The organism is Pseudomonas sp. LD120 (assembly GCF_009861525.1).
Classification (GTDB): Bacteria; Pseudomonadota; Gammaproteobacteria; order Pseudomonadales; family Pseudomonadaceae; genus Aquipseudomonas.
Genome location: NZ_WVHL01000001.1, coordinates 587,205 through 613,388, shown reverse-complemented (window position 1 = coordinate 613,388; position 26,184 = coordinate 587,205). Strand labels below are relative to the sequence as shown.

The 26,184-nt window shown below is 63.6% G+C and carries 24 protein-coding genes; 11 read left to right on the top strand and 13 right to left on the bottom strand.

Annotated elements, in window-relative coordinates; translation table 11 throughout:
• Window positions 1-59 precede the first annotated feature (59 nt).
• The 3 genes from PLD_RS02940 to PLD_RS02930 are packed head-to-tail and all read left to right on the top strand — an operon-like array spanning window position 60 to window position 3,812.
• Complete coding sequence (locus PLD_RS02940; RefSeq protein WP_256674525.1) at window positions 60-1,460, top strand: MBOAT family protein; 1,401 nt, start codon at window positions 60-62, stop codon at window positions 1,458-1,460.
• Window positions 1,447-2,592, top strand: coding sequence for an SGNH family hydrolase (locus tag PLD_RS02935; protein WP_159889650.1), 1,146 nt, complete (start codon window positions 1,447-1,449; stop codon window positions 2,590-2,592). Before PLD_RS02940 ends, PLD_RS02935 begins: the two co-directional genes overlap by 14 nt.
• Before the next feature lie 2 nt (window positions 2,593-2,594).
• The gene (locus tag PLD_RS02930) at window positions 2,595-3,812 is read left to right on the top strand and encodes an SGNH/GDSL hydrolase family protein (protein ID WP_159889648.1); all 1,218 of its coding nucleotides are present in this window, start codon (window positions 2,595-2,597) and stop codon (window positions 3,810-3,812) included.
• Between the two features lie 10 nt (window positions 3,813-3,822).
• Here the strand turns inward: PLD_RS02930 and PLD_RS02925 are convergent, their stop codons facing one another.
• Window positions 3,823-4,278 (bottom strand): hypothetical protein, encoded by a 456-nt coding sequence (locus PLD_RS02925; protein WP_159889646.1) that lies wholly within the window; start codon window positions 4,276-4,278, stop codon window positions 3,823-3,825.
• Between the two features lie 159 nt (window positions 4,279-4,437).
• Window positions 4,438-6,279 carry a dihydroxy-acid dehydratase gene (ilvD, locus tag PLD_RS02920; protein WP_159889644.1) on the bottom strand — a complete coding sequence of 614 codons (1,842 nt, stop codon included), beginning with the start codon at window positions 6,277-6,279 and terminating at the stop codon, window positions 4,438-4,440.
• 313 nt (window positions 6,280-6,592) lie between these two features.
• Between ilvD and PLD_RS02915 the strand changes: the two genes are divergently transcribed.
• Window positions 6,593-7,159 carry a hypothetical protein gene (locus PLD_RS02915; RefSeq protein ID WP_159889642.1) on the top strand — a complete coding sequence of 189 codons (567 nt, stop codon included), beginning with the start codon at window positions 6,593-6,595 and terminating at the stop codon, window positions 7,157-7,159.
• Between the two features lie 212 nt (window positions 7,160-7,371).
• On the opposite strand, the gene PLD_RS02910 is transcribed toward PLD_RS02915, so the two are convergent.
• Window positions 7,372-8,568 carry a class I SAM-dependent rRNA methyltransferase gene (locus tag PLD_RS02910; RefSeq protein WP_102862104.1) on the bottom strand — a complete coding sequence of 399 codons (1,197 nt, stop codon included), beginning with the start codon at window positions 8,566-8,568 and terminating at the stop codon, window positions 7,372-7,374.
• 214 nt (window positions 8,569-8,782) lie between these two features.
• Here PLD_RS02910 and PLD_RS02905 point away from each other — a divergent pair, with 214 nt between their 5' ends.
• Both PLD_RS02905 and mutM read left to right on the top strand, forming a co-directional pair.
• Entirely contained in the window at window positions 8,783-9,595 is an 813-nt protein-coding gene (locus PLD_RS02905) for an HDOD domain-containing protein (RefSeq protein WP_178116113.1), read from the top strand.
• Window positions 9,596-9,628: 33 nt separating this feature from the next.
• Entirely contained in the window at window positions 9,629-10,441 is an 813-nt protein-coding gene (gene mutM / locus PLD_RS02900; protein ID WP_159889638.1) for a bifunctional DNA-formamidopyrimidine glycosylase/DNA-(apurinic or apyrimidinic site) lyase, read from the top strand.
• 86 nt (window positions 10,442-10,527) lie between these two features.
• On the opposite strand, the gene PLD_RS02895 is transcribed toward mutM, so the two are convergent.
• The 5 genes from PLD_RS02895 to PLD_RS02875 form a co-directional block, all read right to left on the bottom strand.
• On the bottom strand, window positions 10,528-10,779 hold the full coding sequence (locus tag PLD_RS02895) for a YfhL family 4Fe-4S dicluster ferredoxin (protein WP_159889636.1): 252 nt from the start codon (window positions 10,777-10,779) through the stop codon (window positions 10,528-10,530).
• Window positions 10,780-10,913: 134 nt separating this feature from the next.
• Window positions 10,914-11,393, bottom strand: a complete 480-nt coding sequence (coaD, locus tag PLD_RS02890) for a pantetheine-phosphate adenylyltransferase (protein ID WP_003195136.1) — start codon at window positions 11,391-11,393, stop codon at window positions 10,914-10,916.
• A gap of 115 nt (window positions 11,394-11,508) precedes the next feature.
• A complete protein-coding gene (locus PLD_RS02885) occupies window positions 11,509-13,104 on the bottom strand; it encodes a GMC family oxidoreductase (protein WP_159889634.1) in 1,596 nt (531 codons plus the stop codon).
• 174 nt (window positions 13,105-13,278) lie between these two features.
• Window positions 13,279-13,824: a twin-arginine translocation pathway signal protein gene (locus tag PLD_RS02880; RefSeq protein WP_159889632.1), complete on the bottom strand. Its 546-nt coding sequence runs from the start codon at window positions 13,822-13,824 to the stop codon at window positions 13,279-13,281.
• Window positions 13,825-13,908: 84 nt separating this feature from the next.
• On the bottom strand, window positions 13,909-15,384 hold the full coding sequence (locus tag PLD_RS02875) for a coniferyl aldehyde dehydrogenase (protein WP_256674529.1): 1,476 nt from the start codon (window positions 15,382-15,384) through the stop codon (window positions 13,909-13,911).
• Window positions 15,385-15,483: 99 nt separating this feature from the next.
• On the opposite strand from PLD_RS02875, the gene PLD_RS02870 reads away from it, so the two are divergent.
• Together PLD_RS02870 and PLD_RS02865 are read left to right on the top strand one after the other, a co-directional pair.
• Window positions 15,484-16,155 (top strand): TetR/AcrR family transcriptional regulator, encoded by a 672-nt coding sequence (locus PLD_RS02870; RefSeq protein ID WP_159889628.1) that lies wholly within the window; start codon window positions 15,484-15,486, stop codon window positions 16,153-16,155.
• Between the two features lie 33 nt (window positions 16,156-16,188).
• Complete coding sequence (locus PLD_RS02865) at window positions 16,189-17,043, top strand: sulfurtransferase (RefSeq protein WP_159889626.1); 855 nt, start codon at window positions 16,189-16,191, stop codon at window positions 17,041-17,043.
• Between the two features lie 152 nt (window positions 17,044-17,195).
• Here PLD_RS02865 and PLD_RS02860 read toward each other — a convergent pair whose 3' ends face one another.
• From PLD_RS02860 to PLD_RS02840, 5 genes are all read right to left on the bottom strand, one after another.
• Window positions 17,196-18,026, bottom strand: coding sequence for an AraC family transcriptional regulator (locus PLD_RS02860; protein ID WP_159889624.1), 831 nt, complete (start codon window positions 18,024-18,026; stop codon window positions 17,196-17,198).
• Window positions 18,019-19,020 (bottom strand): hydrolase, encoded by a 1,002-nt coding sequence (locus PLD_RS02855; RefSeq protein ID WP_159889622.1) that lies wholly within the window; start codon window positions 19,018-19,020, stop codon window positions 18,019-18,021. The genes PLD_RS02860 and PLD_RS02855 overlap by 8 nt, the downstream gene beginning before the upstream one ends.
• A 74-nt stretch (window positions 19,021-19,094) precedes the next feature.
• Window positions 19,095-19,715, bottom strand: a complete 621-nt coding sequence (gene rsmD, locus PLD_RS02850; RefSeq protein WP_159889620.1) for a 16S rRNA (guanine(966)-N(2))-methyltransferase RsmD — start codon at window positions 19,713-19,715, stop codon at window positions 19,095-19,097.
• Window positions 19,715-21,205: a pitrilysin family protein gene (locus tag PLD_RS02845; RefSeq protein WP_159889618.1), complete on the bottom strand. Its 1,491-nt coding sequence runs from the start codon at window positions 21,203-21,205 to the stop codon at window positions 19,715-19,717. Before PLD_RS02845 ends, rsmD begins: the two co-directional genes overlap by 1 nt.
• Window positions 21,198-22,553, bottom strand: coding sequence for a pitrilysin family protein (locus PLD_RS02840; protein WP_159889616.1), 1,356 nt, complete (start codon window positions 22,551-22,553; stop codon window positions 21,198-21,200). The genes PLD_RS02845 and PLD_RS02840 overlap by 8 nt, the downstream gene beginning before the upstream one ends.
• 403 nt (window positions 22,554-22,956) lie before the next feature.
• Between PLD_RS02840 and ftsY the strand changes: the two genes are divergently transcribed.
• Genes ftsY through ftsX form a run of 3 tightly spaced genes read left to right on the top strand, consistent with a single transcriptional unit; the run spans window position 22,957 to window position 26,140 of the window.
• A complete protein-coding gene (gene ftsY / locus PLD_RS02835; RefSeq protein ID WP_159889614.1) occupies window positions 22,957-24,453 on the top strand; it encodes a signal recognition particle-docking protein FtsY in 1,497 nt (498 codons plus the stop codon).
• On the top strand, window positions 24,450-25,121 hold the full coding sequence (gene ftsE, locus PLD_RS02830) for a cell division ATP-binding protein FtsE (protein WP_159889612.1): 672 nt from the start codon (window positions 24,450-24,452) through the stop codon (window positions 25,119-25,121). The genes ftsY and ftsE overlap by 4 nt, the downstream gene beginning before the upstream one ends.
• Entirely contained in the window at window positions 25,118-26,140 is a 1,023-nt protein-coding gene (gene ftsX, locus PLD_RS02825) for a permease-like cell division protein FtsX (protein WP_159889610.1), read from the top strand. Before ftsE ends, ftsX begins: the two co-directional genes overlap by 4 nt.
• The last annotated feature ends 44 nt before the right edge of the window (window positions 26,141-26,184 follow it).

Below are 26,184 nucleotides of genomic sequence, written 5' to 3'. Positions count from 1 at the left end.
CCCCCCTCCTGCTCTCCCTGTGCCGGGTGTATTCCCGTCTGCACGTAATGGACTACGTTGTGAGCTATCTCTCGATCGAATTCGGCCTCTGCTTCATTCTGTTCTTCATCCTGTACTGGGGGTTGGGTTTCAGCCTGCGTTTGCAGAACGGCCTGTTGCTGGCAGCCAGCTACGCGATTCTGGCCAGCTTCAGCCTGCACTTTCTTTACATCCTGCTGGGCTACACGGCGCTGGTGTACCTGCTGGGCCTGTTGAGCCAGCGTTACCCGGGACGGGGGTGGGTCAACGGCCTGATGTTGCTGCTGGTGCTCGGGGCCTTCTACTTGTTCAAGTACCAGGACTTCTTCACCAGCACGGTGCAGAACGCCTTCGCCCAGTTTGGCGTGGACGTATCGCTACCGTTGCTAGAAGTGCTGCTGCCGGTGGGGTTGTCGTTCTATGCCTTCCACTCGGTCAGCTACCTGGTGTCGATCAACCGTCGAGAGCTGACGGCGGGCTCGCCCTTTGACCTGGCGCTGTACCTGGCGTTTTTCCCCAGCCTGATTGCCGGCCCGGTGAACCGGGCGATCCCCATGCTGGAACAGATCAACCCGCCGCAGTTGCGTCAGGTGCTGGAGCCTCAGCGGGCCCTGGGCCTGATCGCCGTAGCGGTGGTCAAGCTGTTTTTCCTCAGTTCATGGCTGGCCAATGAGTGGGTCGATCCGGTGTTCGACAGCCCGGTGGCGTTCTCGGCCGAGCAGATCCTGCGGGCGGTGTATGGCTATTCGTTCCTGATCTATTTCAACTTCAGCGGCTACACCGACCTGGTGACCGGCATCGCCCTGTTGCTGGGTTTTCGCCTGCCGTTGAACTTCAACTACCCCTATGCGGCGCGCAACCTCAAGGAGTTCTGGGGACGCTGGCACATCAGCCTGTCGACCTTCATCCGTGACTACGTATACATCCCGCTGGGGGGCAACCGGGGGCCGGTGTGGCGCGGCAACCTGAACATGCTGCTGGCCATGCTGATCTCCGGCTTGTGGCACGGCGCCAGCGCCAACTTCATTATCTGGGGCGCGCTGCATGGCGTGGGACTGGCGCTGTACAAATTATGCAGCCCGTTGCTGGCCCGCGGGCCGAGCTGGATCGGTTCGGACCTGATGGCCCGCTTGCTGACGTTTCACTATGTGGCCTTTGCCTGGATCTTCTTCCGCTGCGCGACCCTGCCCGATGCGCTGGACATGCTCAGTGGCCTGGGCGGTCTGTCCCTTGGCGGGCTGGCCAGCAGCGCGGTATCGCTGCTGGCTTGCCTGTTGTTTGTCGCCTGTTACCCGCGAATCGTGGCGCTGCTGCGTCGTGCGTTCGATGTGGCTACCGGCTTGCCGTGGCTGCTGTATCCCGTGCCGCTGGGGCTGTTCATCTGTGTGGTCATCTTCGCCTCTCCGTCGGGCGTGCCGGGGTTCATCTATGCCAGTTTCTAAGCCTTCGCCCTTGTCGGTCAGCCTCGGTGGCGCGGCCAAAGTGTTCTATGCCCTGGTGGTGACCAGCCTGCTGCTGGTGTGGTTTAACCAACAGTCGATTCGTCTCTACTGCCAGCAGAAGTACCACGAGGGTTGTGACATTCCAGGCTTGTCGCAAAGCCCCGCCTGGCGCTTTGGCGCGCAGCTCAATCAGGCCCTGGAAAATGCCCGGGTGGCCTTTGTCGGCAGCTTTGCCGGCGCCGCTGACCTGAGTCTGGTGGCTGAGGCTGAAGCCGCCGCCGACCCCGTGCCGGCGTCGTTGCCGCCGGTCGCTGCAGTGCCGACGCCAGAGCCCCCGCCGCTGAGTGCTGCGCATTCGTCCGCAAGCCATGCAACAGCCCCCCCCCAGCTCCCGGTACAGTCGCAGCAGGTGACCGTGGCCCCGGTGCTCAGCGCGCCGCCTGAAGTTGAGCCGGCGCTCAGCGCGCCGCTCATGGCCAGCCTGGCCGCAGGCGACGAAGTGTTCTTCGTCGGTGACTCGTTGATGCAGGGCGTGGCGCCGCACATGGCCAATACCCTGCGCAAGCGCTACAACGTCAAGAGCCTGAACCTCAGCAAACAGAGCACCGGCCTGGCCTATCCGAGTTTCTTCAACTGGCCCAAAACCGTTGAAAGCACCCTGGCCAGCAACCCGAACATTCGCCTGATGGTGATCTTCCTCGGCCCCAACGATCCGTGGGACATGCCGGTGGCCAAGGGCAAGCCGTTCCTGCGCTTCAAGACCGCGGACTGGGAAACGGCCTATCGCCAGCGGATCAACTCGATCCTCGACGCTGCCCAGGCCCACAATGTGCAGGTGATTTGGGTCGGACCACCGAACATGGAGAAGACCAAGCTGTCGACGGCCATGGCCTACCTGAGCGGTCTATACCAGCAGCAGATCGCGCAGTATCACCAGCATTACGTGTCGGCCAACGAGATGCTTGGCTACCGGAGCGACGAGTTTTCCTATTACCGCACCAGCGCAGAGGGCAAGAAGGTCAAGACCCGGGTCGATGACGGTATTCATTTCACCACCACTGGGCAGAAGCTGATCGCTGAGCGTGTGATCTCGCTGATCAGCTTTCCCAGCCAACAATTGACGGAGCACTGAATATGGGGCGACTGCAAGGCATTGCGCTGTTGCTGGGCATCACCTTGCTGAGCAGTTGCAGCCCGACCACCGAGGTCCAGGCCACGCCGACCTCGGCCCTGGCCCGGCCTGGAGCCAAGAAAGTCGTGACTGCCGGCACCGACCCGAACCTGGCGCTGCTGGCGCGCAAGTTCAGCACCTCCAACCGCACGCCCATCCACATTGTTCAGCTGGGGGATTCCCACACCGCCGCCGACCTGTTAAGCGGTGAACTGCGGCGCCTGTTGCAGGCGCAGTACGGTGACGGCGGCATTGGTTTCGTGGCCGCCACAGCGGTGCCCGGCACTCGTTATGACCGCGTGATCCTCAGCGCCGCCAAGCGCCAATGGTCCTTGGTGTCGGCGCGTAACCAGCAGAGCAGCCAGTTTCCCCTGGGCGGTTACCTGTCGTTGCCGATGACCCCGGGCGCCCGGGTGCACATTGCCGAACGTCAGCCGAGCAGCCGGCAGTACCGGATTTCGGCGCTGTATCAGGCGTCCAGCAACAACACCCTGACCGCGCGCGACAATCTCAACAAAAGCAGCCGCATGCTGGCCGCCACCGGTGGGCAGTGGCGCTTCAGTCCGCCGTTCAACAACCTGACCCTGCCCCTGGACCTGAACGTGGCCAACAACCGGGGGCTGGCCCTGGGTGGCTGGAACATCCTCGGGCAGAAGAGCGCTGGGGTGATCTATTCCTCCCTGGGCATCAACGGCGCGCGCCTGGATGTGTTGGACAAGTGGCAGCCGGGCTGGCTCGACACCCTCAAGGCCCTGCGTCCGGACATGGTGGTGCTGGCTTACGGCACCAATGAGGCCTTCGATGATGACCTGGACCTGCAGTTGTACCGCAGCCAGTTGCAGGAAAAGGTCACGCTGCTACGCAAGAAACTGCCCAAGAGCGTGATCCTGCTGGTGGGGCCGCCGGATTCCATCAAGCGCCGCAACGCCGGTAATTGTGCCGCCTCGCAGCCGCTGCCCTTGCGGCAGATCATCCAGATCCAGAAGGACGTGGCGAAGAACAGCCGCACGCTGTTCTGGGACTGGCAGGACTTTATGGGCGGCAATTGCTCCATCAGCCAATGGCAGAGCCGCGATCTGGCACGTAACGACTTGGTGCACCTGACCGCTGATGGCTACCGCAAGAGTGCTGATGGCCTGTACCGCTTTTTGCGCGGGCAGTTGGGCGAACGCATGCCGTGATGAGCCGTACTCAGGTCAAATCCCACTCGGTCATGCAGCTGTTGGTGGGGCTGCCGAGGGCCGGTAGGGTCTTGGCCGAGCCTTTGGTGGGGAGTTCGACCACTTGGCCATCATCGGTTTTGGCCAGCAGCTTGCTGGCTTTGCGCAGGCGCTCCCAGGCGTAGCCGAAGTTGTTCTGACCCACCCGAGAGGCTGTTTCATAGGGGCTTGAGATTTCCTGGCCATCAATGATCAAACTGAAGCCTTTTTGTCCGTAGGTACCGTAGTCCACGCCGCCGACGGTCAGGGTCATGCTCACGGCCCTGTCTTCGCTGCAGGCGATGTACAGGGTGGCGCCGCGGGCACTGGTGGCCTGATATTCCGAGACTCCTTGACCCCAGCCACTGGACCATTGCCCGATTTCGCCAAAGGCTAGGGCGTGAGTACACAGCGGCAGTAGAAGGGCGGGTAGAAGCATCCTTTTCATCGAAGTATTCCTTGGAGGGAGAGTGACAAGCGCGGCGGATCTTACCAGGTGGCCACTATTTAGCCACTTGCCATAAGTCTTAGCGGTTCAAGCTGGCCCAGGCGCGGGCAAAAAAAGGCCCCGCACTTGGCGGGGCCTTTTCATTTCAGGGCAACGCGATCACAGGCCGTCGAGCATGGCCTTGTTGCGCACCGCGCCCTTGTCGGCGCTGGTGGCCAGCAGGGCGTAGGCCTTCAGGGCGGTGGTCACTTTGCGTGGACGCGCTTCCACCGGTTTCCAGCCTTTCTTGTCCTGCTCGACGCGGCGGGCCGTCAGTTCTTCATCGCTGACCAACAGGTTGATCGAGCGGTTGGGGATGTCGATCAGTACCTTGTCGCCGTCCTGCACCAGGCCGATGGCGCCGCCGGCAGCGGCTTCTGGCGAAGCGTGGCCGATGGACAGGCCCGAGGTGCCGCCGGAGAAGCGGCCGTCGGTGAGCAGGGCGCAGGCTTTGCCCAGGCCCTTGGACTTCAGGTAGGAGGTCGGATAGAGCATTTCCTGCATGCCCGGGCCGCCTTTCGGACCTTCGTAACGGATGATCACGATGTCGCCTTCTTTCACTTCGTCGGCGAGGATGCCGCGCACGGCGCTGTCCTGGCTTTCGAAGATCTTGGCGTTGCCTTCGAAGACATGGATCGACTCGTCGACACCGGCAGTCTTCACCACGCAGCCGTCCAGGGCGATGTTGCCGTAGAGCACGGCCAGGCCGCCTTCTTTCGAGTAGGCATGCTCGACACTGCGGATGCAGCCGTTTTCACGGTCGTCGTCGAGGCTGTCCCAACGGGTCGACTGGCTGAACGCGGTCTGGGTCGGGATGCCCGCCGGGCCGGCCTTGAAGAAGTGGTGCACGGCTTCGTCGCGGGTCTGGGTGATGTCCCACTGGGCGATGCCCTCGGCCATGGTCTTGCTGTGCACGGTGGGCAGGTCGGTGTGCAGCAGGCCACCACGGGCCAGCTCGCCGAGGATGCTGAAGATGCCGCCGGCGCGGTGCACGTCTTCCATGTGGTACTTCTGGATGTTTGGCGCGACTTTGCACAGTTGTGGAACATTGCGCGAAAGACGGTCGATGTCTCGCAGGTCGAAATCGATCTCGGCCTCTTGGGCCGCCGCCAGCAAGTGCAGGATGGTGTTGGTGGAACCGCCCATGGCGATGTCCAGGGTCATGGCGTTCTCGAACGCCTTGAAGTTGGCGATGTTGCGCGGCAGGACCGACTCGTCGTTATCGCCGTAGTAGCGCTGGCACAGCTCGACGATGGTGCGCCCGGCCCGCAGGAACAGCTCTTCGCGGTCGCTGTGGGTGGCCAGGGTCGAACCGTTGCCCGGCAGGGCGAGCCCCAGGGCTTCGGTCAGGCAGTTCATGGAGTTGGCGGTGAACATGCCGGAGCACGAACCGCAGGTCGGGCAAGCGCTGCGCTCGTACTCGGCAACCTTCTCGTCAGAAGCGCTGGAGTCGGCGGCGATGACCATGGCGTCCACCAGGTCCAGGCCGTGGGCGGCGAGCTTGGTTTTGCCGGCTTCCATCGGGCCGCCGGAAACGAAGATCACCGGGATGTTCAGGCGCAGGGCGGCCATCAGCATGCCGGGGGTGATCTTGTCGCAGTTGGAAATGCACACGATGGCGTCGGCGCAGTGGGCGTTGACCATGTATTCCACGGAGTCGGCGATGATCTCGCGGCTCGGCAGGGAATACAGCATGCCGTCATGGCCCATGGCGATGCCGTCGTCCACGGCGATGGTGTTGAATTCCTTGGCCACGCCACCGGCGCGTTCGATCTCGCGAGCCACCAGTTGGCCCAGGTCCTTCAGGTGCACGTGCCCCGGGACGAACTGGGTGAAGGAGTTGGCAATGGCGATGATCGGCTTCTTGAAGTCGGCATCTTTCATCCCCGTGGCGCGCCACAGGGCGCGGGCGCCGGCCATGTTGCGGCCATGGGTGGATGTTTTCGAGCGGTAATCAGGCATGGAGCACTCCGGGCGGCTAATCAGGTAACAAATGGGGAGTGAGCTTCTATTGACCTTGGGAACACTCAGAAATGGCCGTGTGTCCGAAAGCTGCCGATGACGCCGCGGGATCGCCGCGCGCCTCAGCCTGAGCTCATAAACCCGCCGGGGGATGACTGGCGATGAATTCGCCGATTCTACACCGCTGGCGTCAGGAAGGAATGCCGTGGCCGCTCTGTGGCGTGCGATTGCCAGGATCTGAGAGGGAGGCTGCCCGCCTGGCTGCTCCTGGTTTAGACTCGCCGCCCCTCGATCACCTTCCAATGGAGCTGGAATGTCCGCGAACATGCGATCCCTGAGGTTCTACCTCGGCACGGGCCTGCTGCAAGGGCTGATGCTGATGTGGCTGGTGCTCTATAGCGACTGGCCCGGCAGCACCATGGCCGTGGTGGGCGCGGCCCTGCTGACGGGCGGCGGCTTCGTGCAACTGCTGGCCGGGCAGCGGCGCCAGTGGCGCACCTGGAAGGCCGCGCTGTTGCTGGCCTTTGCGGCGGCGGTCGTGGTGCAGGCCTGCAGTGAGTTGCCCTTTACCCGCGGGGTGATCTACAGCGTGGTGGCGTTCCTGCTACTGATGACGCTACTCAGCGCCAGCTGGCTGCCGGGACGTGACGGTTTTAAACGACGGCTGTTGGGGGACGGAGCCTGGATGCTGGTGGCTCTTTGCGCTGCGTGGCTGATGCAGGCGTTGTTCGATTTCTGGACCCGCGAGCACCATCTGGACCCCTTCAAGAGCGGGTTTTTGTCCTTGCGCTACTTCACTGGCCCGCCCTTGGCGTTTTCCTTCCTGCTGTACCTCAGGGATTTGTGTCGTCTGCGCGATCTTCAGACGCAAGCGTCCTGATAACGACGGTTGACCGGGCTACTCAGGCCCAGGGCGGCAGCGCTCAGCAGCAGAATGACTACCGAGGTCTTTTTCGTGGTAGCGGGGGAGTGGCCCATGGTGTGGCGCTCTCGGTCCTTGAGAAGGTGCCGAGAATCGAGCCGTGGTCGTGCAAAGTCAATCGAGGGCGGTGGCCATTCCCGCGCTAGGCGGGAACGGCCGTCGGCCCGGGCTCAGCTGTTGGGCAGCAGGCGGCAGGTGATGCTCTTGATGTAGCGGGTTTCCGGGATGGCCGGGTGTACCGGGTGGTCCGGGCCCTGGCCGCCGCGCTCCAGCAACTGGATGTTGCGGTCCAGGTGGCGGGCGCTGGTCAGGAGGATGTTCTGCAGGTCGTCCTCGGGCAGGTGCATCGAGCACGAAGCGCTGACTAGGATGCCGTCCTTGTTGAGCAGGCGCATGGCTTGCTCGTTCAGGCGGCGGTAGGCGCCTTCGCCGTTCTTCAGGTCTTTCTTGCGCTTGATGAAGGCGGGCGGGTCGGCAACGATCACGTCGAAGCGCTCTTCGCTGGCCTTGAGTTCCTTCAAGGCTTCGAAGACGTCGCCTTCGATGCAGGTCATTTTCTCGGCAAAGCCGTTCAGCGCGGCGTTGCGCTCCACGCCATCGAGGGCGAAGGCCGAGGCATCGACGCAGAACACTTCGCTGGCGCCGAACGCTGCGGCTTGCACACCCCAGCCGCCGATGTAGCTGTACAGGTCCAGCACGCGCTTGCCCTTGGCGTAAGGCGCCAGGCGGGCGCGGTTCATGCGGTGGTCGTAGAACCAGCCGGTTTTCTGGCCCTGGATCACCGGGGCTTCGAACTTCACGCCGTTCTCTTCCAGGGCAACCCACTCCGGCACCAGGCCGAACACGGTCTCGACGTAGCGGTTCAGGCCTTCGGCGTCACGGGCGGCGGAGTCGTTCTTGAACAGGATGCCGCTGGGCTTGAGTACCTGGGTCAGGGCGGCAATCACGTCGTCCTTGTGGGTTTCCATGGTCGCCGAGGCGATCTGCACCACCAGGATGTCGCCGAAACGGTCGACCACCAGGCCCGGCAGCAGGTCGGAGTCGCCGTAGACCAGGCGGTAGAACGGCTTGTCGAACAGGCGCTCGCGCAGGGACAGAGCCACGTTCAGGCGGTGCACCAGCAGCGACTTGTCCAGGGCCAGTTTGGCGTCCCGGGACAATAGGCGGGCGCAGATCAGGTTGTTCGGGCTCATGGCAACCACGCCCAGGGGCTTGCCGCCGGCGGCTTCCAGTACCGCCTGGTCGCCTGCCTTGAAGCCGTGCAGTGGGGTGGCGGCTACATCGATTTCGTTGCTGTAGACCCACAGGTGGCCGGCGCGCAGGCGGCGATCGGCATTGGCTTTGAGGCGCAGGCTTGGCAGGGACATGACGTCGCTCCGGAAAAAAGGGCGCGATTATACCTTGCCGCGCAACTTCAGCGACGGCCAATGGACCTGCGGCTAAAGGTGCAGGGTAAAGTTCCTGTCCGTTCGCCCAACATTGTGTGGTTAGAGGTTAGAATCGCCGCCTCAGCCAGAGTGTGTACTTATGTCCCAAGAGCTATCAGCCGAACAGATTCAACAGGCCCTGCAAGGCATCAGCGTGCCGCCTCAGCCGCAAATCATGGTGGATTTGCAGATGGAGCAGTACATGCCCGATCCCGATCTGGAGGTGATCGCCAAGCTGATCTCCCAGGACCCGGGCCTGTCTGGCGCGTTGCTGAAAATCGTCAACTCGGCGCATTACGGGCTGGCCAACAAAATCGCCTCGATCCAGCGCGCGGTGAATCTCTTGGGCAGCCGTTCGATCATCAACCTGATCAACGCGCAGTCGATCAAGGGCGAGATGAGCGACGAAACCATCGTCACCCTCAACCGTTTCTGGGACACCGCCCAGGACGTGGCCATGACCTGTCTGACCCTGGCCAAGCGCACCGGCTCCCAGGCGGTGGACGAAGCCTACGCCTTGGGGCTGTTCCACGACTGCGGCGTGCCGCTGATGCTCAAGCGTTTCCCCACCTACATGACCGTGCTGGAAGAGGCCTATTGCAGTGCCGGGCCGGAGCAGCGGGTGGTGGACACGGAAAACCGTGCCTTCAACACCAACCATGCGGTGGTCGGGTATTACACCGCCAAGTCCTGGCGCCTGCCGGAACATGTGACCCACGCCATCGCCAATCACCACAACGCCCTGGCGATCTTCAGCGACGAGTCCTCGCGCAACAGCCAACTGAAGAACCTGCTGGCGATCCTGAAGATGGCCGAGCACATCTGCGCGTCCTACCGGGTGCTGGGCAACCAGGTGGAGGATCACGAGTGGAACAGCATTGGCCATCTGGTTCTCGATTACGTCGGTCTGTCGGATTACGACTTCGAAAACCTCAAGGAAACCGTGCGCGAACTGGGTTCCCACTGATGATTCATGCGGCGCTGAAGGCCTGGGGCGAAGATGCCTGAATTACCTGAAGTCGAAACCACCCGGCGCGGGATCGCCCCGCACCTGGAAGGCCAGAAGGTCAGCCGGGTCATCGTCCGCGAACGGCGCTTGCGCTGGCCGATCCCCGAGGATCTGGATGTGCGCCTGTCCGGGCAGCGCATCGTCCAGGTGGATCGCCGGGCCAAGTACCTGCTGATCAATGCCGAAGTCGGCACCCTCATCAGTCACCTGGGCATGTCGGGCAACCTGCGTCTGGTGGACATCGGCCTGCCGGCGGCCAAGCACGAACATGTGGATATCGAGCTGGAATCGGGCCTGGCCCTGCGCTACACCGACCCGCGCCGGTTTGGCGCCATGCTCTGGAGCCTGGACCCGCTGAACCACGAGCTGCTGGCGCGCCTGGGGCCGGAGCCGCTGACCGAGCTGTTTGATGGCGAGCGCCTGTTCCAGCTATCCCGGGGCCGCTCCATGGCGGTCAAGCCATTCATCATGGACAACGCGGTGGTAGTGGGGGTGGGCAATATCTATGCGACCGAGGCGCTGTTCGCTGCGGGCATCGATCCGCGTCGTGAAGCCAAGGGCATTTCCCGGGCCCGCTATCTGCAGCTAGCGATCGAGATCAAGCGGATCCTGGCGGCGGCCATCGAGCGGGGTGGTACCACCTTGCGCGACTTTATCGGCGGTGACGGCCAGCCGGGCTACTTCCAGCAGGAGCTGTTCGTCTATGGGCGCGGCGGGGAGCACTGCAAGGTCTGCGGCACGGGGCTGCGGGAGATCAAGCTGGGCCAGCGGGCCAGCGTCTATTGCCCGCGTTGCCAGCGCTGAGAAGCTGCGCCGGCAAGCCTGCTCCTACAGGCACAGGCAGGAGCCGGCTTGCCGGCGAAATGCCCTACTAAAGGGCGCTGAACGCCTCAAGCCTTGCCAGTGATCTTCCGGTACTTGGCCATCAACTCTGCTTCGGTTTCCGGGTGCGCTTCGTCCAGCGGAATGCAATCCACCGGGCACACTTGCTGGCATTGCGGCTCGTCGTAGTGGCCGACGCACTGGGTGCACAGGTTCGGATCGATGACGTAGATCTCTTCGCCTTGGGAGATGGCCGCGTTGGGGCACTCGGGTTCGCAGACGTCGCAGTTGATGCAATCGTCGGTGATGATCAGGGACATGGGGGACTCCGGCCTGGGCGGCAGGCCCGGGCATGTAAAAACGAATGCGCGCAATTGTGCCGTATTGACGCCCGCAGTGCACGCGGGCGCGATGGCTGACGCCTGGCAAGGGCCCCTCTGCGGGGCCGCACGGCTTATTTCTTGAAGCGCAGGGTCAGTGCATCGGCGACGGCCGGATGGACGAACTTGGTGATATCACCGCCCAGGGCAGCAATTTCACGAACCAGCGTCGAGGAAATGAACGAGTAGCGCTCCGATGGCGTCAGGAACAGGCTTTCCACGTCCGGCGCCAGTTGGCGGTTCATGTTGGCCAGCTGGAACTCGTATTCAAAGTCCGAAACCGCTCGCAGGCCCCGCAGGAAGACATTGGCGTTCTGTTCCTTGGCAAAGTGCGCCAGCAGCGTGGAGAAGCCGACGACTTCAACGTTGGGCAGGTGCTTGGTCACCTCTTGCGCCAGTTCCACGCGTTGTTCCAGGGGGAACAGCGGGTTTTTCTTGGGGCTGGCGGCAACAGCGATGATCACGTGGTCGAACAGCCGGGAGGCGCGCTCGACCAGATCGCCGTGGCCCTTGGTAATAGGGTCGAAGGTACCTGGGTACAACACTCGGTTCATCGCGTCGTCCTGGCGGGAATCCGTTGGGGAGTCGGATGGTATCGCAGCCTTCCCGGTCGGCCAAGTCGCCTTTTCAGGAAGAAAGCCCTATAGACGACGCCAATACCCCGCTTTTTCACGTCGTTTTCAAGCGCTGTGCCAGGGCCGTGGCCAGTTGCGCTGTCAGGCCGTAGACCGACAGCTGTGGGTTGGCACCGATGCTGGTGGGAAACAGCGAGCCGTCGTGGATCGACAGATTGCGCAGTTGATGGTGGCGTCCGAGGCTGTCGGTCACGGCGTTCTTCGGATCTTCGCCCATGGCGCAGCCCCCCATCACGTGGGCGCTGCCCAGGCGGGTGCGGTACAACGCCAGCTCCAGGCCGTCGATCTGCTCGCGCACTTGTTTCAGGGTCTTGGCGAAGCGGGCGTCGCTGTGCAGCGGCTTGACCGCCTTGGCGCCGCCGGCGAACTGGATCTCCGCCATGCTGTGGAAGGCCCGGCGCAGGCCGTCCCAGGCGTAGGGCGAAATTTGATAGTCGAGCACTGGGGTGCCATCGCCGCGCAGCTCGACGTTGCCGCCGGTGCTGTCGGGGTGGAAGCCGTCCCGTAGCAGGGCCAGCATGGCGTGGGTGTGGGGCAACTGCTCCATGGACAGCCCGCTGTCGGGGCCGAAGCCGCCTAGCAGAGTGCTGGCCAGGGCCGGTTGCAGGGGCGGTACTTCGAGCTTGTAGGACATCTTGCCGGTGGTGCCGTCCTGCCACTGGAAATGGTCGGAGTAGATCGACTGCGGCGCGCCGTAGAAGGGGTTGATCACCTCGTCGAACTGCCCGGCGGAGAAGTTCACCAGATGCAGGAAGGTACGTTTTCCCAGCCGTGAATGCGGGTCCGGGGCAGCGGAGCGCAGCAGCAGGGCCGGGCTGTTGATGCCGCCGCCGGCCAGTACGTAATGTTTGGCCTTGATCGTGATCGCACGGCCGGTAGGCGCCACGCAGCGGGCGTCCATGGCCAGGCATTGCAGCGCGGTCACCTGGTCGTCCTTGAGCTGCAAGCGCTCGGCCCGGGCCAGGTATAGCAGCTCGCCGCCTTTTTCCAGGGCGGCTGGAATGGTGGTCACCAGCATCGACTGCTTGGCGTTGGTCGGGCAGCCCAGGCCGCAGTAGCCCAGGTTCCAGCAGCCACGGACGTTGCGCGGAATCACGTGCCAGCTGTAGCCCAAGGCTTCGCAGCCCTTGCGGATCACATCGTTATTGGCGTTGGGCGGCATAGCCCAGGGCGCCACGCCCAGGCGCTGTTCCATTTTCTCGAACCAGGGCGCCATCTCGGCGGAGCTGTGGCCGACCACTGCATATTCCCGGGCCCAGTGTGCCAGGGTCGGGTCGGGGGTGCGAAAGCTCGATGTCCAGTTGATCAAGGTGGTGCCGCCCACGGCGCGGCCCTGGAGGATGGTGATGGCGCCGTCCTTGCTCATGCGGCCGATACCTTCCTGATAAAGGCTGGCGTAGGCCTGGTCTTCGAGCATCTTGAAGTCGTCACTGGTCTTCAGCGGACCCTCCTCGACCAGTAGCACCTTGTAGCCGGCGGCACTGAGGATCTCGGCGGTGGTACCGCCCCCGGCACCGCTGCCGATGATGGCGACGTCGGCTTCCAGGGTCAGGTCCTGCTCCAGCTGCGAGCCGTTGTAGGTTTTCCAGCCACGGCTCATTCCGTCGCGGAACAGATCAGGTACAGGCATATCGGATGCTCTCTTATTATTGAAGGCTCGGCGCGGATCCACTGTAGCCGCTGCTGAGCCTGCGAAGCTGCGAAAAGGCCCGCAGGGCCTTGCTTGACGATCCCCAACCGCTGCCCCATCGCCCCACGAACGCACCGCTCGTTCGCAGCCTGTGGCAGCGGCTACAAAGGTCAATCAGACCTTGGGCGGTCCTGGGTAGCCGCAATGAGCCCAGGATTCGGGGCAGGTGTACCAGGCCATCATCACCAATTGCAGCAGTGAGGCGTGGCCCATGCGCAGCAGCGACAGGTAACTGTTTTCCCAGCGGCTGAGGAAGTGGCGGATGTCATCCGCGCTGGCGTTTTCCCAGCGCCCCCAGATCCCTGTCAGCGGGCCACGAGTTACGGCCATGCCCAGCACATCGAACAGTTGCTGGGTGAGCTTGAACATCTCCGGCGACAGGTGATGGAGGGCGTTGTCCAGGTGGGTCAGGGTGCCGTCGATGGCGGCGGGCATCTTGTCCGGTGCCACGGCGCCTTCGAGCATCACCGGGATCAGCGCGCGCAGAAACGGCAGATCGTTGCTACGCAGCATGGCAAAACCACTGGCTGGGGGGCTGGCGGAGCACCCGCTGAGGCTTGCGCCCAGCCCGGCGGTGGCCAGGAACGCACTGGCGCAGAGGCCGATTTTCAGCAGTCCGCGTCGAGACAGCGCGGGAGTTTCAGACAGGCTAGGGGTCATTGTTTTTATTACCCGGCGATGTACTGGTTGAGAGAGCCGCTAAACAACGGCTGCACTGGAAGTCGTGGCGTTGACGGAGGCTCCTTAGCGGATGAACAGTTTCTGGATGAGTTTCTGAATGGATTTGCCATAAGGCGGGTAAATCAGGCGCGCCGCGTTGAAGCGCTGCTTGATGAACACGCCCTTGGCCTTGCTGAAGGTCAGGAAGCCCTCGTGACCATGGTAATGCCCCATGCCGGAGGGGCCGATGCCGCCAAACGGCAGATCATCCTGGGCCACATGCAGCAGGGTGTCGTTCAGGCACACGCCGCCGGAGTGGGTTTCGTTGAGCACCCGCTGCTGCTCGGCCTTGTCGTAACCGAAGTAGTACAGGGCCAGGGGCCGGGGACGTTGGTTGATATAGGCCAAGGCCTGGTCCAGGGTCTGGTACGGCACGATGGGCAGGATCGGGCCGAAGATCTCGTCCTGCATCACAGTCATGTCATCCGTGACATTGAGCAGCAGGCTATGGCCCAGGCGCCGTTCCTGGCTTTGCTCGAACAGCGGCACCAGCAGCGCGCCCTTGCTGGTGGCGTCGCTCAGGTACGCATTAAGCCGCGCCAACTGGCGTTGGTTGATGATCGCGGTGTAGTCGGGGTTGTCCGCCAGGGTCGGAAAAAAGCGGCGTACCACTTGGCGATAGGCCTCGACGAAGGCTCCCACGCGCTCTTCAGGCACCAGCACGTAATCCGGGGCGACGCAGGTTTGCCCGGCGTTCAGGGTCTTGCCGAAGGCGATGCGTTCGGCGGCGTCCTTGAGCGGCACGCTGCTGGAGACGATGGCCGGGGATTTGCCGCCCAACTCCAGGGTCACCGGGGTCAGGTTCTCGGCGGCGGCGCGCATGACGTGCTTGCCGATGCTGGTGGCGCCGGTGAACAACAAATGATCAAAGCGCAGCTTGGAAAACGCCATGCCCACTTCAGCTTCGCCCAGCACCACGCACACCAGATCCTCGGGGAACACCCGGGCCAGCAGTTGCTTGAGCAACTGGCCGGTGGCGGGCGTGGATTCGCTGAGTTTGAGCATCACTCGGTTGCCAGCGGCCAGCGCGCCCACCAGCGGCCCCATGCACAGGTACAGCGGGTAGTTCCACGGCACGATGACGCCCACCACCCCCAACGGCTGATAGACCACCTTGGCCGAGGCTGGCTGGAAGGCCAGGCCCACGGCACGGCGAGACGGCTTCATCCATTTTTTCAGGTGTTTGCTGGCGTAGTGAATGCCATGCAGGCTGGGCATCAGTTCGGCCAGCAGGGTCTCATCGGCGCTGCGGTTGCTGAAGTCCTGGCGGATGGCATCGATCAGCGCCTGGCGTTCGCTGTCGAGCAGGTTCTGCAGCGACTTGAGCCATTGTTGGCGTTGTGCGGCCGGAGGCATGGGATTGGCGGCGAAGGCCCGGCGCTGGGCGTCGAACAGCCCATGCAACGCGTCCTGTTGCTGAAGGGAATCCTGCAGGTAAGCAATTTCGGCAGACATGGACGGGCTCCGGTTTTTTTGGCTGGCTAGTTTTTTAGAGCTTATGCTCTAAATTGTCAAATACCCTCCTGTGCCGCTCCTGATTTATCCCCAGAGGGATAGGTCGTAAGATGCACCCCAGCCTTCTGATTAAAGCCCACGCCCATGGCCCCACGCATAAAAACCCGCGAACGCATCGTCCAGTTCAGTCTCGAACTCTTCAACCAGCAGGGCGAACGCAACGTCAGCACCAACCACATTGCAGCACACATGGAGATTTCCCCGGGCAACCTGTACTACCACTTCCCCAACAAGCAGGCGATCATCGCCGTGCTGTTCGCCGAGTACGAGAGCCTGGTGGACAGCTTCCTGCGGCCACCGCCCGGGCGCGCGGTCACCGTGCAAGACAAGCGCTACTACTTGCAGGCGCTGCTGGCGGCCATGTGGCGCTATCGTTTTCTGCATCGCGACCTGGAGCACTTGTTGGACAGCGATGCCGAACTGGCCGCTCGTTACCGACGTTTTTCCCAGCGCTGCCTGATCCAGGGCATGGCCATCTATGGGCGCTTCGTCGAGGCCGGAATCGTCGCCATGGACAAGGTGCAGATCGAATCCCTGACCCTCAATGCCTGGATCATCCTCACCTCCTGGGTGCGTTTTCTGTGCACCACCCGGGAAAACTCCACCCACCTGAGCGAGGAAGCCATCAAGCGCGGCGTCTATCAGGTGCTGGTGCTGGAAGCCGGTTTTGTCACCGAGCAGGCCCGCGAGGCGGTCAACGGCCTGTTCGAAGAGTTTTACGTGCCGCTGGCCCAAGCCCTGGAGGAAGTGCAGTAGGATCAACCTCCGACTTACTCACAGGAGCCCGCTATGCCCCTTGCGCAGTTGATCAGCCCGCTTGCCCTGGACCAGAAGAAACAGCAGCCCGGTCTGGTGATTCTGGATTGTCGCTTTGCTCTGGAAGACCCGGATTACGGCCAGCGCAGCTACGCCGACGGGCATATTGCCGGGGCGCATTTCGCCGACTTGAACCGCGACCTGAGCGCGCCGGTGATCAAGGGCGTGACCGGCCGGCATCCGTTGCCGGAGCCGGCGCAGTTGGTGGCGCGCCTGCAGGCCTGGGGCATCGATAACGACAGCCAGATCGTGCTCTATGACGACGGTCCCGGTGCCTACGCTGCCCGCGCCTGGTGGTTGCTGGCCTGGCTGGGCAAGCGTGATGGCGTGTTCATTCTCGATGGCGGCCTCAAAGCCTGGCACGCCGCCGGCCTGCCCTTGAGCCTGGATGCCCCCGACAATGTGATCGGGCACTTCAGCGGTCAGCCCGATCACGCTTTGCTGCTGGACGCCGAGCACCTGAAGCAGCGTCTGGGCCAGCCGGACCTGACTTTGCTGGACGCCCGGGCCTTGCCGCGTTTTCGCGGTGACGTGGAGCCGATCGATCCGGTGGCCGGGCACATTCCCGGGGCGCAATGCGCGGCCTTCACGGACAACCTGGACAGCGACGGGCGCTTTTTGCCGGCGCAGCAGCTCAAGCAGCGTTTTGCCGAAAAACTCGCCGGGCGTTCTCCGGAGCACTTGGTGGCTTATTGCGGCTCCGGGGTCACCGCCTGCCACAACCTGTTCGCCCTGTGCCTGGCCGGCTACCCGCTGGGGCGCCTGTATGCCGGTTCGTGGAGCGAGTGGATCACCGATACCCAGCGGCCTGTCGCCATCGGCGATTGACGGGCTGCCCCGGTCGGCCTCTTCGCTGGCAAGCCAGCTCCTACGGCCCGCAGGCCCCCGCGAACCTGTAGGAGCGAGTTTGCTCGCGAAAGCGTCGACCGGGACGCGTTGGCGGCAGCAGGCGCGAACGAGCTCGCAAAAGCCGCGCCGTCCTACTGCAGAACGGCGCTGCGATAAGCCGCCGGCGCCACCCCATACACCTGCTTGAACTGCCGACTGAGGTGACTCTGGTCGGCAAACCCCAGTTGTGTGGCCACTTCCAGCGGCAGGCAGCCATCGCGTAACAAGGCTCGGGCCTTGGCGATGCGTTGCTGCATCAGCCAGGTGTGGGGTGGAATTCCGGTGGCCTGGCGAAACACCCGGGCGAAGTGGAATGGTGACAGGTTCACCGCCGCCGCCAGCTCTTCCAATGACGGCGGCGCGGCCAGCTGCGAGCGCAGCAATTCCTTGGCCTGGACAATCGCCCGGTGCTCTTGCCCGGGTGCGCCCAGCGCCCTGACTCCGGCGTGCCGCTGCAACAGCATCAGCAGCATTTCCCGCCACTGGGTCTGTTGTTGCAGGGCGGTGGTCGGGCTTTCCAGCAGGTGGTGCAGGCGGGCAAAACCCTGCACCAGATCCGGGTCCCGATACAGGGTGGCGCCAAAGGCCGGCAGGCGGCCGCTGGGCAGTTCCAGCTCGTCGAGCAGGCCGAGAACCTGTTGGTTGTCCGGGTAAAAGGCCCGATACAACCAGCCGTCCTCGACGCCTTTGGCTCCAGTGTGCAGCTCGTCCGGGTTGATCAGCACCAGGGTGCCGCTGCCCGCCAGGTGCTCGGCCCCGCGATAGCGGTAGCGCTGGGCGCCAGCCATGATCATGCCGATCACATACCCCTCATGCACATGGGGCACGAAGCGCTGCTCGATATAGCGCGCCGCCAGCAACTCGACCCCGGCCAAGGGCGCGGTCTGCCAGAAACGGATCGACTCCCGGGCGGACTTATCCATGACGGCCCAGGCCGGTCAGCCATTGCGGAATGCGCTGCTCCAGGTAGTAGCGCGGATGTTTCAGGCTGCCGCCGACAAAGCCCACGTGGCCGCCTTTGGTCTGCAGTTCGAACCGGGTGCTGGCGGACAGTTCGGCGGCTTCAGGCAGGCTGTGGCGGAACACGAAGGGGTCGTCCGCGGCCTGGATGATCAGGGTCGGGGTACGGATTTCGCCGAGGAAATAGCGGCTGGAGGCGCGGCGGTAATAGTCCTGGGCATCGGCAAAGCCATGCAGCGGCGCGGTGACCCGGCCATCGAAGTCCCAGAAGGTGCGCATCTTGGTCAGCGGGCCCAGTTGCGCCAGGGTGGCGAGGCCGTCGTGGCGGCCGTCGTGCTGGAACTGGCGTTGCTTGTCCTTGATGTAGGCCAGCATCTCGCGCATGAAGTGCGCCTGGTAAATCTTGGAAAAGCCCTGGCCGATGCGGTCGGCGCACTGGTCCAGGCGAAACGGCACCGATACCGCCGTGGCACCCTGCAACGGGCTTTCGCTACCGCGTTCCCCCAAGTACTTGAGCAGCACATTGCCCCCCAGTGAATAACCCACCGCGTACAGCGGTGCTTGGGGGCGCTTGGCCCGCAGATGGGTGATGGCCGAGGCCAGGTCTTCGCTGGCGCCGGAATGGTAGCTGCGCGGCAACAGGTTGGGTTCGCCGGAGCAGCCGCGCCAGTTCAGCGCCGCGCTGGCCCAGCCCCGAGCGGCGAGGACCTGTTGCAGCCCGGTCACATAAGGCGAGTTGGACGAGCCGGTCAGGCCATGCAGCACCAACACCAGAGGGGCTTCGGCGCTATGGGGGCCGTGCCAGTCCAGGTCGAGAAAGTCGCCGTCATCCAGCCACAGGCGCTCGCGCTGGCGCTCCAACTGAGTGGTCGGGCGCCACAGCGGGCCCCACAGGGTCTGCAGGTGCGGGTTGCCAAGGCCGAAGGCGGGGGTGAAACGATCAGGCGAGTCGGGCACGGGGAGGATCTCGATGCAGCGGCGCGCAGCCCGGGCGGGGTGCGCGCCTTGTTCCGGCCGAATGTAGGCAGGTGCTACGCGGCGTTGTCTGCCATACGTTGCCACAGCGAGTAGTACACCTGCCCGGATTTTTGTTCACGGTGCAGGCGCCAGCGCCCGGGCAGCCCCAGGGTCGATGGCGCGGTTTCGCTTTCGGTGTAGATCCAGGCGTCGTCCGCCAGCCAGCCGCGCTCTTCGAGCAGGGCGCAGGCGGCGGGCAGCAGGTTCTGGTTGAACGGCGGGTCGAGAAACGCCAGGTCGAACGGCGTCGCCGGTTGGGTTTCCAGGTAGCGCAGGGCGTCGGCGGTCTGCGCCTGGCCCACGCTGCAGCGCAGGGTGCCCAGGTGCTCGCGCAGACTGGAGATCGCCACGTTGCTGCTGTCCAGGGCCAGGCCGGTGGCGGCACCACGGGACAGGGCTTCGAGGAACACCGCGCCGCTGCCGGCGAACGGGTCGATGACCTTGGCCCCGGCCACATAGGGGGCCAACCAGTTGAACAGGGTTTCGCGCACCCGGTCCGGGGTCGGACGCAGCCCCGGCAAGTCGGGGAAGCTCAGTCTCCGGCTGCGCCATTGGCCGCCAATGATGCGCAGTTGGCCAACGCCGTTGTGCTGGTTATGGACGGGTTTCTTGTTGGGACGGGCTGGACGGGCCATCAGTGCTCCGGAACCCCGAGCGGCTGCTCGGCGGGTTTGTCAGTGGGGGGCGGCAACGGCTTTTGCGCGACGGTGGGGCCGGCGCTGACGATGACCATCTTGTCGACACTCAGGTGTTTGTTCATGGCGGCCTTGACCTGTTCCACCGTCAGTTCCTGGGATTGACGCATGAAGTCTTCCAGGTAGCTCAACGGCAGATTGTAGAAGCCCATGGCGCCCAGCTGGCCGACGATATCGGCGTTGCTGGCGGTGGACAGCGGGAAGCTGCCGGCCAGTTCACGCTTGGCGTCGTCCAGTTCCTTCTGGGTCGGGCCGTTCTTCAGGTAGTCGGCGAATACGTCCTGCACCAGCTTGAGGGTGCCTTGGCTCATTGCTGCGCGAGTCTGCAGGTTGATCATGAACGGGCCGCGGGCCTGCATCGGGGTGAAGCCCGAGTACACGCCGTAGGTCAGGCCGCGTTTCTCGCGCACTTCGCTCATCAGCCGGGTGCCGAAACCGCCACCGCCGAGGATCTGGTTGCCCAGGGACACGGCAGCGTAGTCCGGATCGTCGCGGTCGATGCCCAGTTGCGCCAGCATCAGGTTGGTCTGGCTCGATGGGAACTCGATATGACCGATGCTGGCCTTGGGTTCAGTGGGTTGCTCGACCTTGGCCAGGGCCGGGCCTTTGGGCAAGGCGGCGGAAACCTGTGCGGCGATCGCTTCGGCGTCGCTGCGTGAGAGATCGCCGACCAGGGCGATCACCGCGTTGCCGGCGGCATAGGCCTTGGCGTGGAACGCCCGCAGTTGCGCCAGGCTGATGCTCGGAACGCTCTTGGCATTGCCTTCGCTGGCATGCGCATAGGGATGGTTGCCGTACAGGCGCTGCATCAGTTCCAGGCTGGCCAGCTTGCTGGGGTTCTGCTTTTGGTACTCGAAGCCGGCGAGCAACTGGTTCTTGATTCGCGCCAGGGAGTCGGCCGGGAAGGTCGGTTTGCCCACCACTTCGGCGAACAGCTTCAGTGCCGGCTGGCGTTTGTCCACAGCGCTGAGGCTGCGTAGCGAGACCACGGCCATGTCCTTGTAGGCGCCGTTGCCGATATCCGCCCCCAGGCTTTCAAAGCCCCGGGCGATGGAGCCCACATCCTTGCCGGCCACGCCCTCGTTGAGCATGGCGTTGGTCAGCAGCGCCAGGCCGGGAGTGTTGCCGTCCTGGCTGCTGCCGGCGGCGAAGATCAGGCGCATGTCGAACATCGGCAGCTCGCGGGCTTCGACGAACAGCACCTTGGCGCCTTCGGCGGTGTTCCAGGTCTGCACATTGAGGTTGCGGTGGCTGGGGGCCTTGCCATCCAGCTCGGCCAAGGATTGCAGCCTCTGGCTGCTCTTGGCCTTATCCAGGGCCTGGCTGGCATTGCTCTCGCCGGAACGCGAGAGGTACAGGCCACCGGCGGTGAGCAGGGCGACCAGGGCCAGACCCAGCAGGACCGGTGAAGCATTCTTGCGCTTACTCATGAGCGGACTCCTCAGGCAGTACGTGGGCCACGCTCATACGCTCCCGGGTGAAATAGGTGCGGGCGGCCTTCTGGATGTCTTCCGGGGTCACGCTTTGCAATTCCGCCAGCTCGGTGTCCATCAGCTTCCAGGACAGGCCGACGGTTTCCAGCTGGCCGATGGCGGTGGCCTGGCGGGTGATGGAGTCACGCTCGTAGACCAGACCGGCGATGACCTGGGCCCGGACCCGCTCCAATTCCTCGGCGGACGGCGGAGTGGTTTTCAACTGGTCCAGCAGGCGCCACAGCCCGGCTTCGGCCTGGGCGATGGTTTTCTTCTTCTGACTGTTGGGGGTGGCCGAGAGCAGGAACAGGCTGTCGCCCCGGGTGTAGGCGTCGTAGCTGGTGGAGCCGTTTGACAGCAACTCTTCGCCGCGCTCCAGCTGGGTGGGGATGCGCCCGCTGTAGCCGCCGTCGAGCAAGGCCGCAGCCAGGCGCAGGGCGTTGACCGCACGCTTGTCGTCCGCCGTGGCGATGCTCGGCACGTTGAACGCCAGCATCAGGCTCGGCAGTTGGGTCTTCAGGTGAAGGGTGATCAGGCGCTCGCCGGGTTCGGCCAGTTCCATGGGGATCTTCGCCGGTGGCACATCGCGCTTGGGGATGGCACCGAAATAGCGCTGGGCCAGGGCCTTGACCTCGTCCGGGGTGACGTCGCCGACTACCACCAGGGTGGCGTTGTTCGGTGCGTACCAGGACTGGTACCAGTGGCGCAGCTCTTCGACCTTCATCCGGTTCAGGTCAGCCATCCAGCCGATGGTCGGCGTGTGGTAGCCGCTGGCCGGATAGGCCATGGCCTTGAAGCGCTCGTAGGCCTTGGACAGCGGCTTGTCGTCGGTGCGCAGGCGGCGTTCTTCCTTGATGACCTCGATCTCGCGGGCGAACTCGTCGGCTGGCAGGCGCAGGCTGGCCATGCGGTCGGCTTCCAGTTCCAGGGCCACGCCCAGGCGGTCGCGGGCCAGGACTTGGTAATAAGCAGTGAAGTCGTCGCTGGTGAAGGCGTTCTCTTCGGCGCCCAGGTCCCGCAGGATCAACGAGGCTTCGCCGGGGCCGACCTTCTCGCTGCCTTTGAACATCATGTGTTCCAAGGCGTGGGACAAACCGGTCTGGCCCGGGGTTTCGTAGCTGGAGCCGACCTTGTACCAGACCTGGGACACCACCACCGGCGCGCGATGATCTTCGCGGACCACGACTTTGAGGCCATTGTCGAGGGTGAATTCATGGGTGGGTTGCGGGTCGGCGGCCAGGGCTGCAAGGGGCAGACAAACCGTACTGAGCAGCAGGCCTGCGGCGCGGCGGGCTAGAGCATTCATTCGTTTTTAAACCTGTTGGGCTGCCCGCGTGGTCTTAGCGTCAGCGAGCGAGAGGTTGGGGCGTGTCGCCACTCACTACAGCACTGGTAATGAGTGGTGACACGCCCTAGGATACTGATCCGTTTTACTGGCGGCCACGCCTATCAGGTCTTCGCGGATCAGCACGTACTTGAGCAGGTTGTTTGAGTTCCCGGCAAGAAACCTCGATTTGTCAGCTAGACTTCGACTTTTCGCCGATTTTGCCGTTCCAGTCCTTTAGTAAAATCGATCCTTGAAGTGCCTTTGGGCATTTCGACAACATGTTGCGCGTGAACAAGCTGGATTAAACACAGTCTGTTCTGCATTGAATATTTATTTACCGACGCGCCGGCTGGCGCATCGCTACCTTGAGATAGCCGTCTCCATGTTTGGTTCCAACGACGACAAAAAGACCCCAGCCGCGGCTGGCGAGAAGAAAGGCCTGTTCGGATGGCTGCGCAAAAAGCCGCAGGAACCCGTCGTCGAACAGCCGCCAGTGGCTGCTGAGCCCGTGCCGGCTCCAGTCCCTGAACCCACCCTGAACCTAGCGCCTGCAGAGCCTGTGGCGGCGCCGATCGCCGAACCGCTGCTGCACCAGGCCGAGGCTGAGCCGCCCGCGCCCGTCGCGCCCGAGCTACCGCTGACCCCAAGCCCCGGGCACAAGCCCTGGCTGACCCTGCCGGTGGCGGAAGAGCCAGTGGCGCTGGTGGAGGACACTCAGGCAGAGCACGTGACGCCGCCAATTCCGGCCGTGAGCGCCACGCATGAGCCGGTTGTCGAGGCCCCGCTTGTCGCCCCGGCCCCGGTGAGCGAAGTGCAGGCGCCAGTAGCGCCGGCATTCGTCGCCCCCGAGCCTGTTACGCCTACGCCTACGCCTACGGTCGAGCCGGTTGTGCTGGCGCCAGAGCCAGAGCCGGTCATCGAACCTGCCCGTCCCGCCGACGAGAACAAGGTCGGCTTCTTCGCCCGTCTCAAGCAGGGCTTGTCCAAGACCAGCGCCAGCATCGGCGAAGGCATGGCCAGCCTGTTCCTGGGCAAGAAGGCCATTGATGACGAGTTGCTGGAAGACCTGGAAACCCGTCTGCTGACCGCCGATGTCGGGGTCGAAGCCACTTCGGTGATCATCCAGAACCTGACCCAGAAGGTGGCGCGCAAGCAGCTCACCGATTCCGACGCGCTCTACGCCTCGCTGCAGGCCGAACTCACCAGCATGCTCAAGCCGGTGGAGCAGCCGCTGAAAATCGTCGCCCAGAACAAGCCTTTCGTGATCCTGGTGGTGGGCGTCAACGGCGCCGGCAAGACCACCACCATCGGCAAGCTGGCGAAGAAGCTGCAGTTGGAAGGCAAGAAAGTCATGCTGGCGGCCGGCGATACCTTCCGTGCGGCAGCGGTGGAACAGCTGCAAGTCTGGGGTGAGCGCAACAAGATCCCGGTCATCGCCCAGCACACCGGTGCCGACTCTGCCTCAGTGATCTTCGATGCAGTGCAAGCGGCCAAGGCCCGTGGCATCGACGTGCTGATCGCTGACACGGCGGGGCGTCTGCACACCAAAGACAACCTGATGGAAGAACTGAAGAAGGTGCGTCGAGTGATCGGCAAGCTCGATGCCGACGCGCCTCACGAAGTGCTGCTAGTGTTGGACGCCGGTACCGGCCAGAACGCCATCAACCAGGCCAAGCAGTTCAACCAGACCGTGGCGTTGACCGGCCTGGCCCTGACCAAGCTCGATGGCACCGCCAAGGGCGGGGTGATTTTCGCCCTGGCCAAGCAATTCGGTCTGCCGATCCGTTATATCGGGGTCGGCGAGGGCATCGATGATTTGCGTACCTTTGAAGCCGAACCCTTTGTCCAGGCACTGTTTGCCGAGCGGGAGCGTTCATGATTCGTTTCGAACAGGTCGGTAAGCGCTATGCCAACGGTCACGTTGGCCTGCATGAGCTGAGCTTTCGTGTCCGTCGCGGAGAATTCCTGTTTGTCACCGGCCACTCCGGCGCCGGCAAAAGTACTTTGCTACGCCTGCTACTGGCTATGGAACGTCCGACCTCGGGCAAGCTGCTGCTGGCCGGGCAGGACTTGGGGCAGATCAGCAACGCGCAGATTCCCTTTCTACGACGCCAGATCGGCGTGGTGTTCCAGAACCACCAGTTGTTGTTCGATCGCACGGTCTTCAACAACGTCGCCTTACCCCTGCAGATCCTCGGCTTGTCCAAGGCGGAAATCGCCAAGCGGGTGGACTCGGCCCTGGAGCGGGTGGCGCTGTCGGACAAGACCGACCTCTACCCGGGCGACCTGTCCACCGGCCAGCAACAGCGCGTCGGGATTGCCCGGGCCATCGTCCACCGTCCGGCGTTGCTGCTGGCGGATGAACCCACTGGTAACCTCGATCCGCGTCTTGCGGCGGAAATCATGGGCGTGTTCGAAGACATCAACCGCCTGGGCACTAGCGTGCTGATCGCCAGTCACGACCTGGCGCTGATCGCACGCATGCGTCACCGCATGCTGACCTTGCAACGCGGCCGATTGATCGGCGATGGGGAGGCTGGCGTATGAGTGCAACACGTACCCCTAAAGTAGCGGAGCGCGTCGCGCCCAAGGCTTCCGAGGCGCCGCCGCCGAAGAACAAGCGCGATGAGGATGACGGTCCGGATTTTGGCACGCTGTTGCACGCCTGGCTCGAAAGCCACCGTGCCAGCCTGCTGGACAGCCTGCGGCGCCTGGGCAAGCAACCCATTGGCAGCTTCTTCACCTGCCTGGTGATGGCCGTGGCCCTGAGCCTGCCCATGGGCTTGTCGCTGCTGCTCAACAACGTTGAGCGTCTGGGCGGTTCCTGGCAGCGCGCAGCGCAGATTTCGCTGTACCTGGATCTGGATGCGTCTGCCACTGAGGGGCAGAAACTCAGTGAAGAGATCAAAGGCTTGCCCGGTGTGGCCGATGCCGAGTTCATCAGCAAGGAAAACGCCCTGGAAGAGTTCCAGCAGCAGTCGGGGTTGGGCGAGGCCTTGCGCGAGTTGCCCCATAACCCGTTGCCGGGTGTGGTGCTGGTGACGCCCAACGAAGTGGACAAGGCGACGCTTGAGGCCTTGCGCCAGCGTTTGGCGGACATGCCCAAGGTGCAACTGGCGCAGCTGGACCTGGTCTGGGTCGAGCGGCTGGCGGCGATCCTCAAGCTGGGGGACCGCTTTGTCTTCGGCCTGACGGTGCTGCTGGTGTCCGCATTACTTTTGGTGATAGGCAATACCATTCGTCTTCATATTGAAAACCGCCGCACCGAGATAGAAGTGATTAAACTCGTCGGCGGCACTGACAGTTATGTGCGACGCCCCTTCCTTTATATGGGCGCGCTGTATGGCTTCGGTGCGGGGATTCTGTCCTGGGGCGTGCTGGCGTTCGGCCTGAACTGGCTGAACGACGCGGTGATTGGGTTGGCCGGTTTGTACGGCAGCGATTTTGCTCTCGCCGGTGTGCCGGTTGCCGATGGATTGTCGCTCTTGCTAGGGGCGGTACTGTTGGGTTATATCGGTGCGTGGATTGCGGTGGCCCGCCACCTGAGGGAGCTGGCACCGAAGTAATGTCTTTTTGCTTGTATTGACCTTTCAGAGTCTTTGGGAACTTG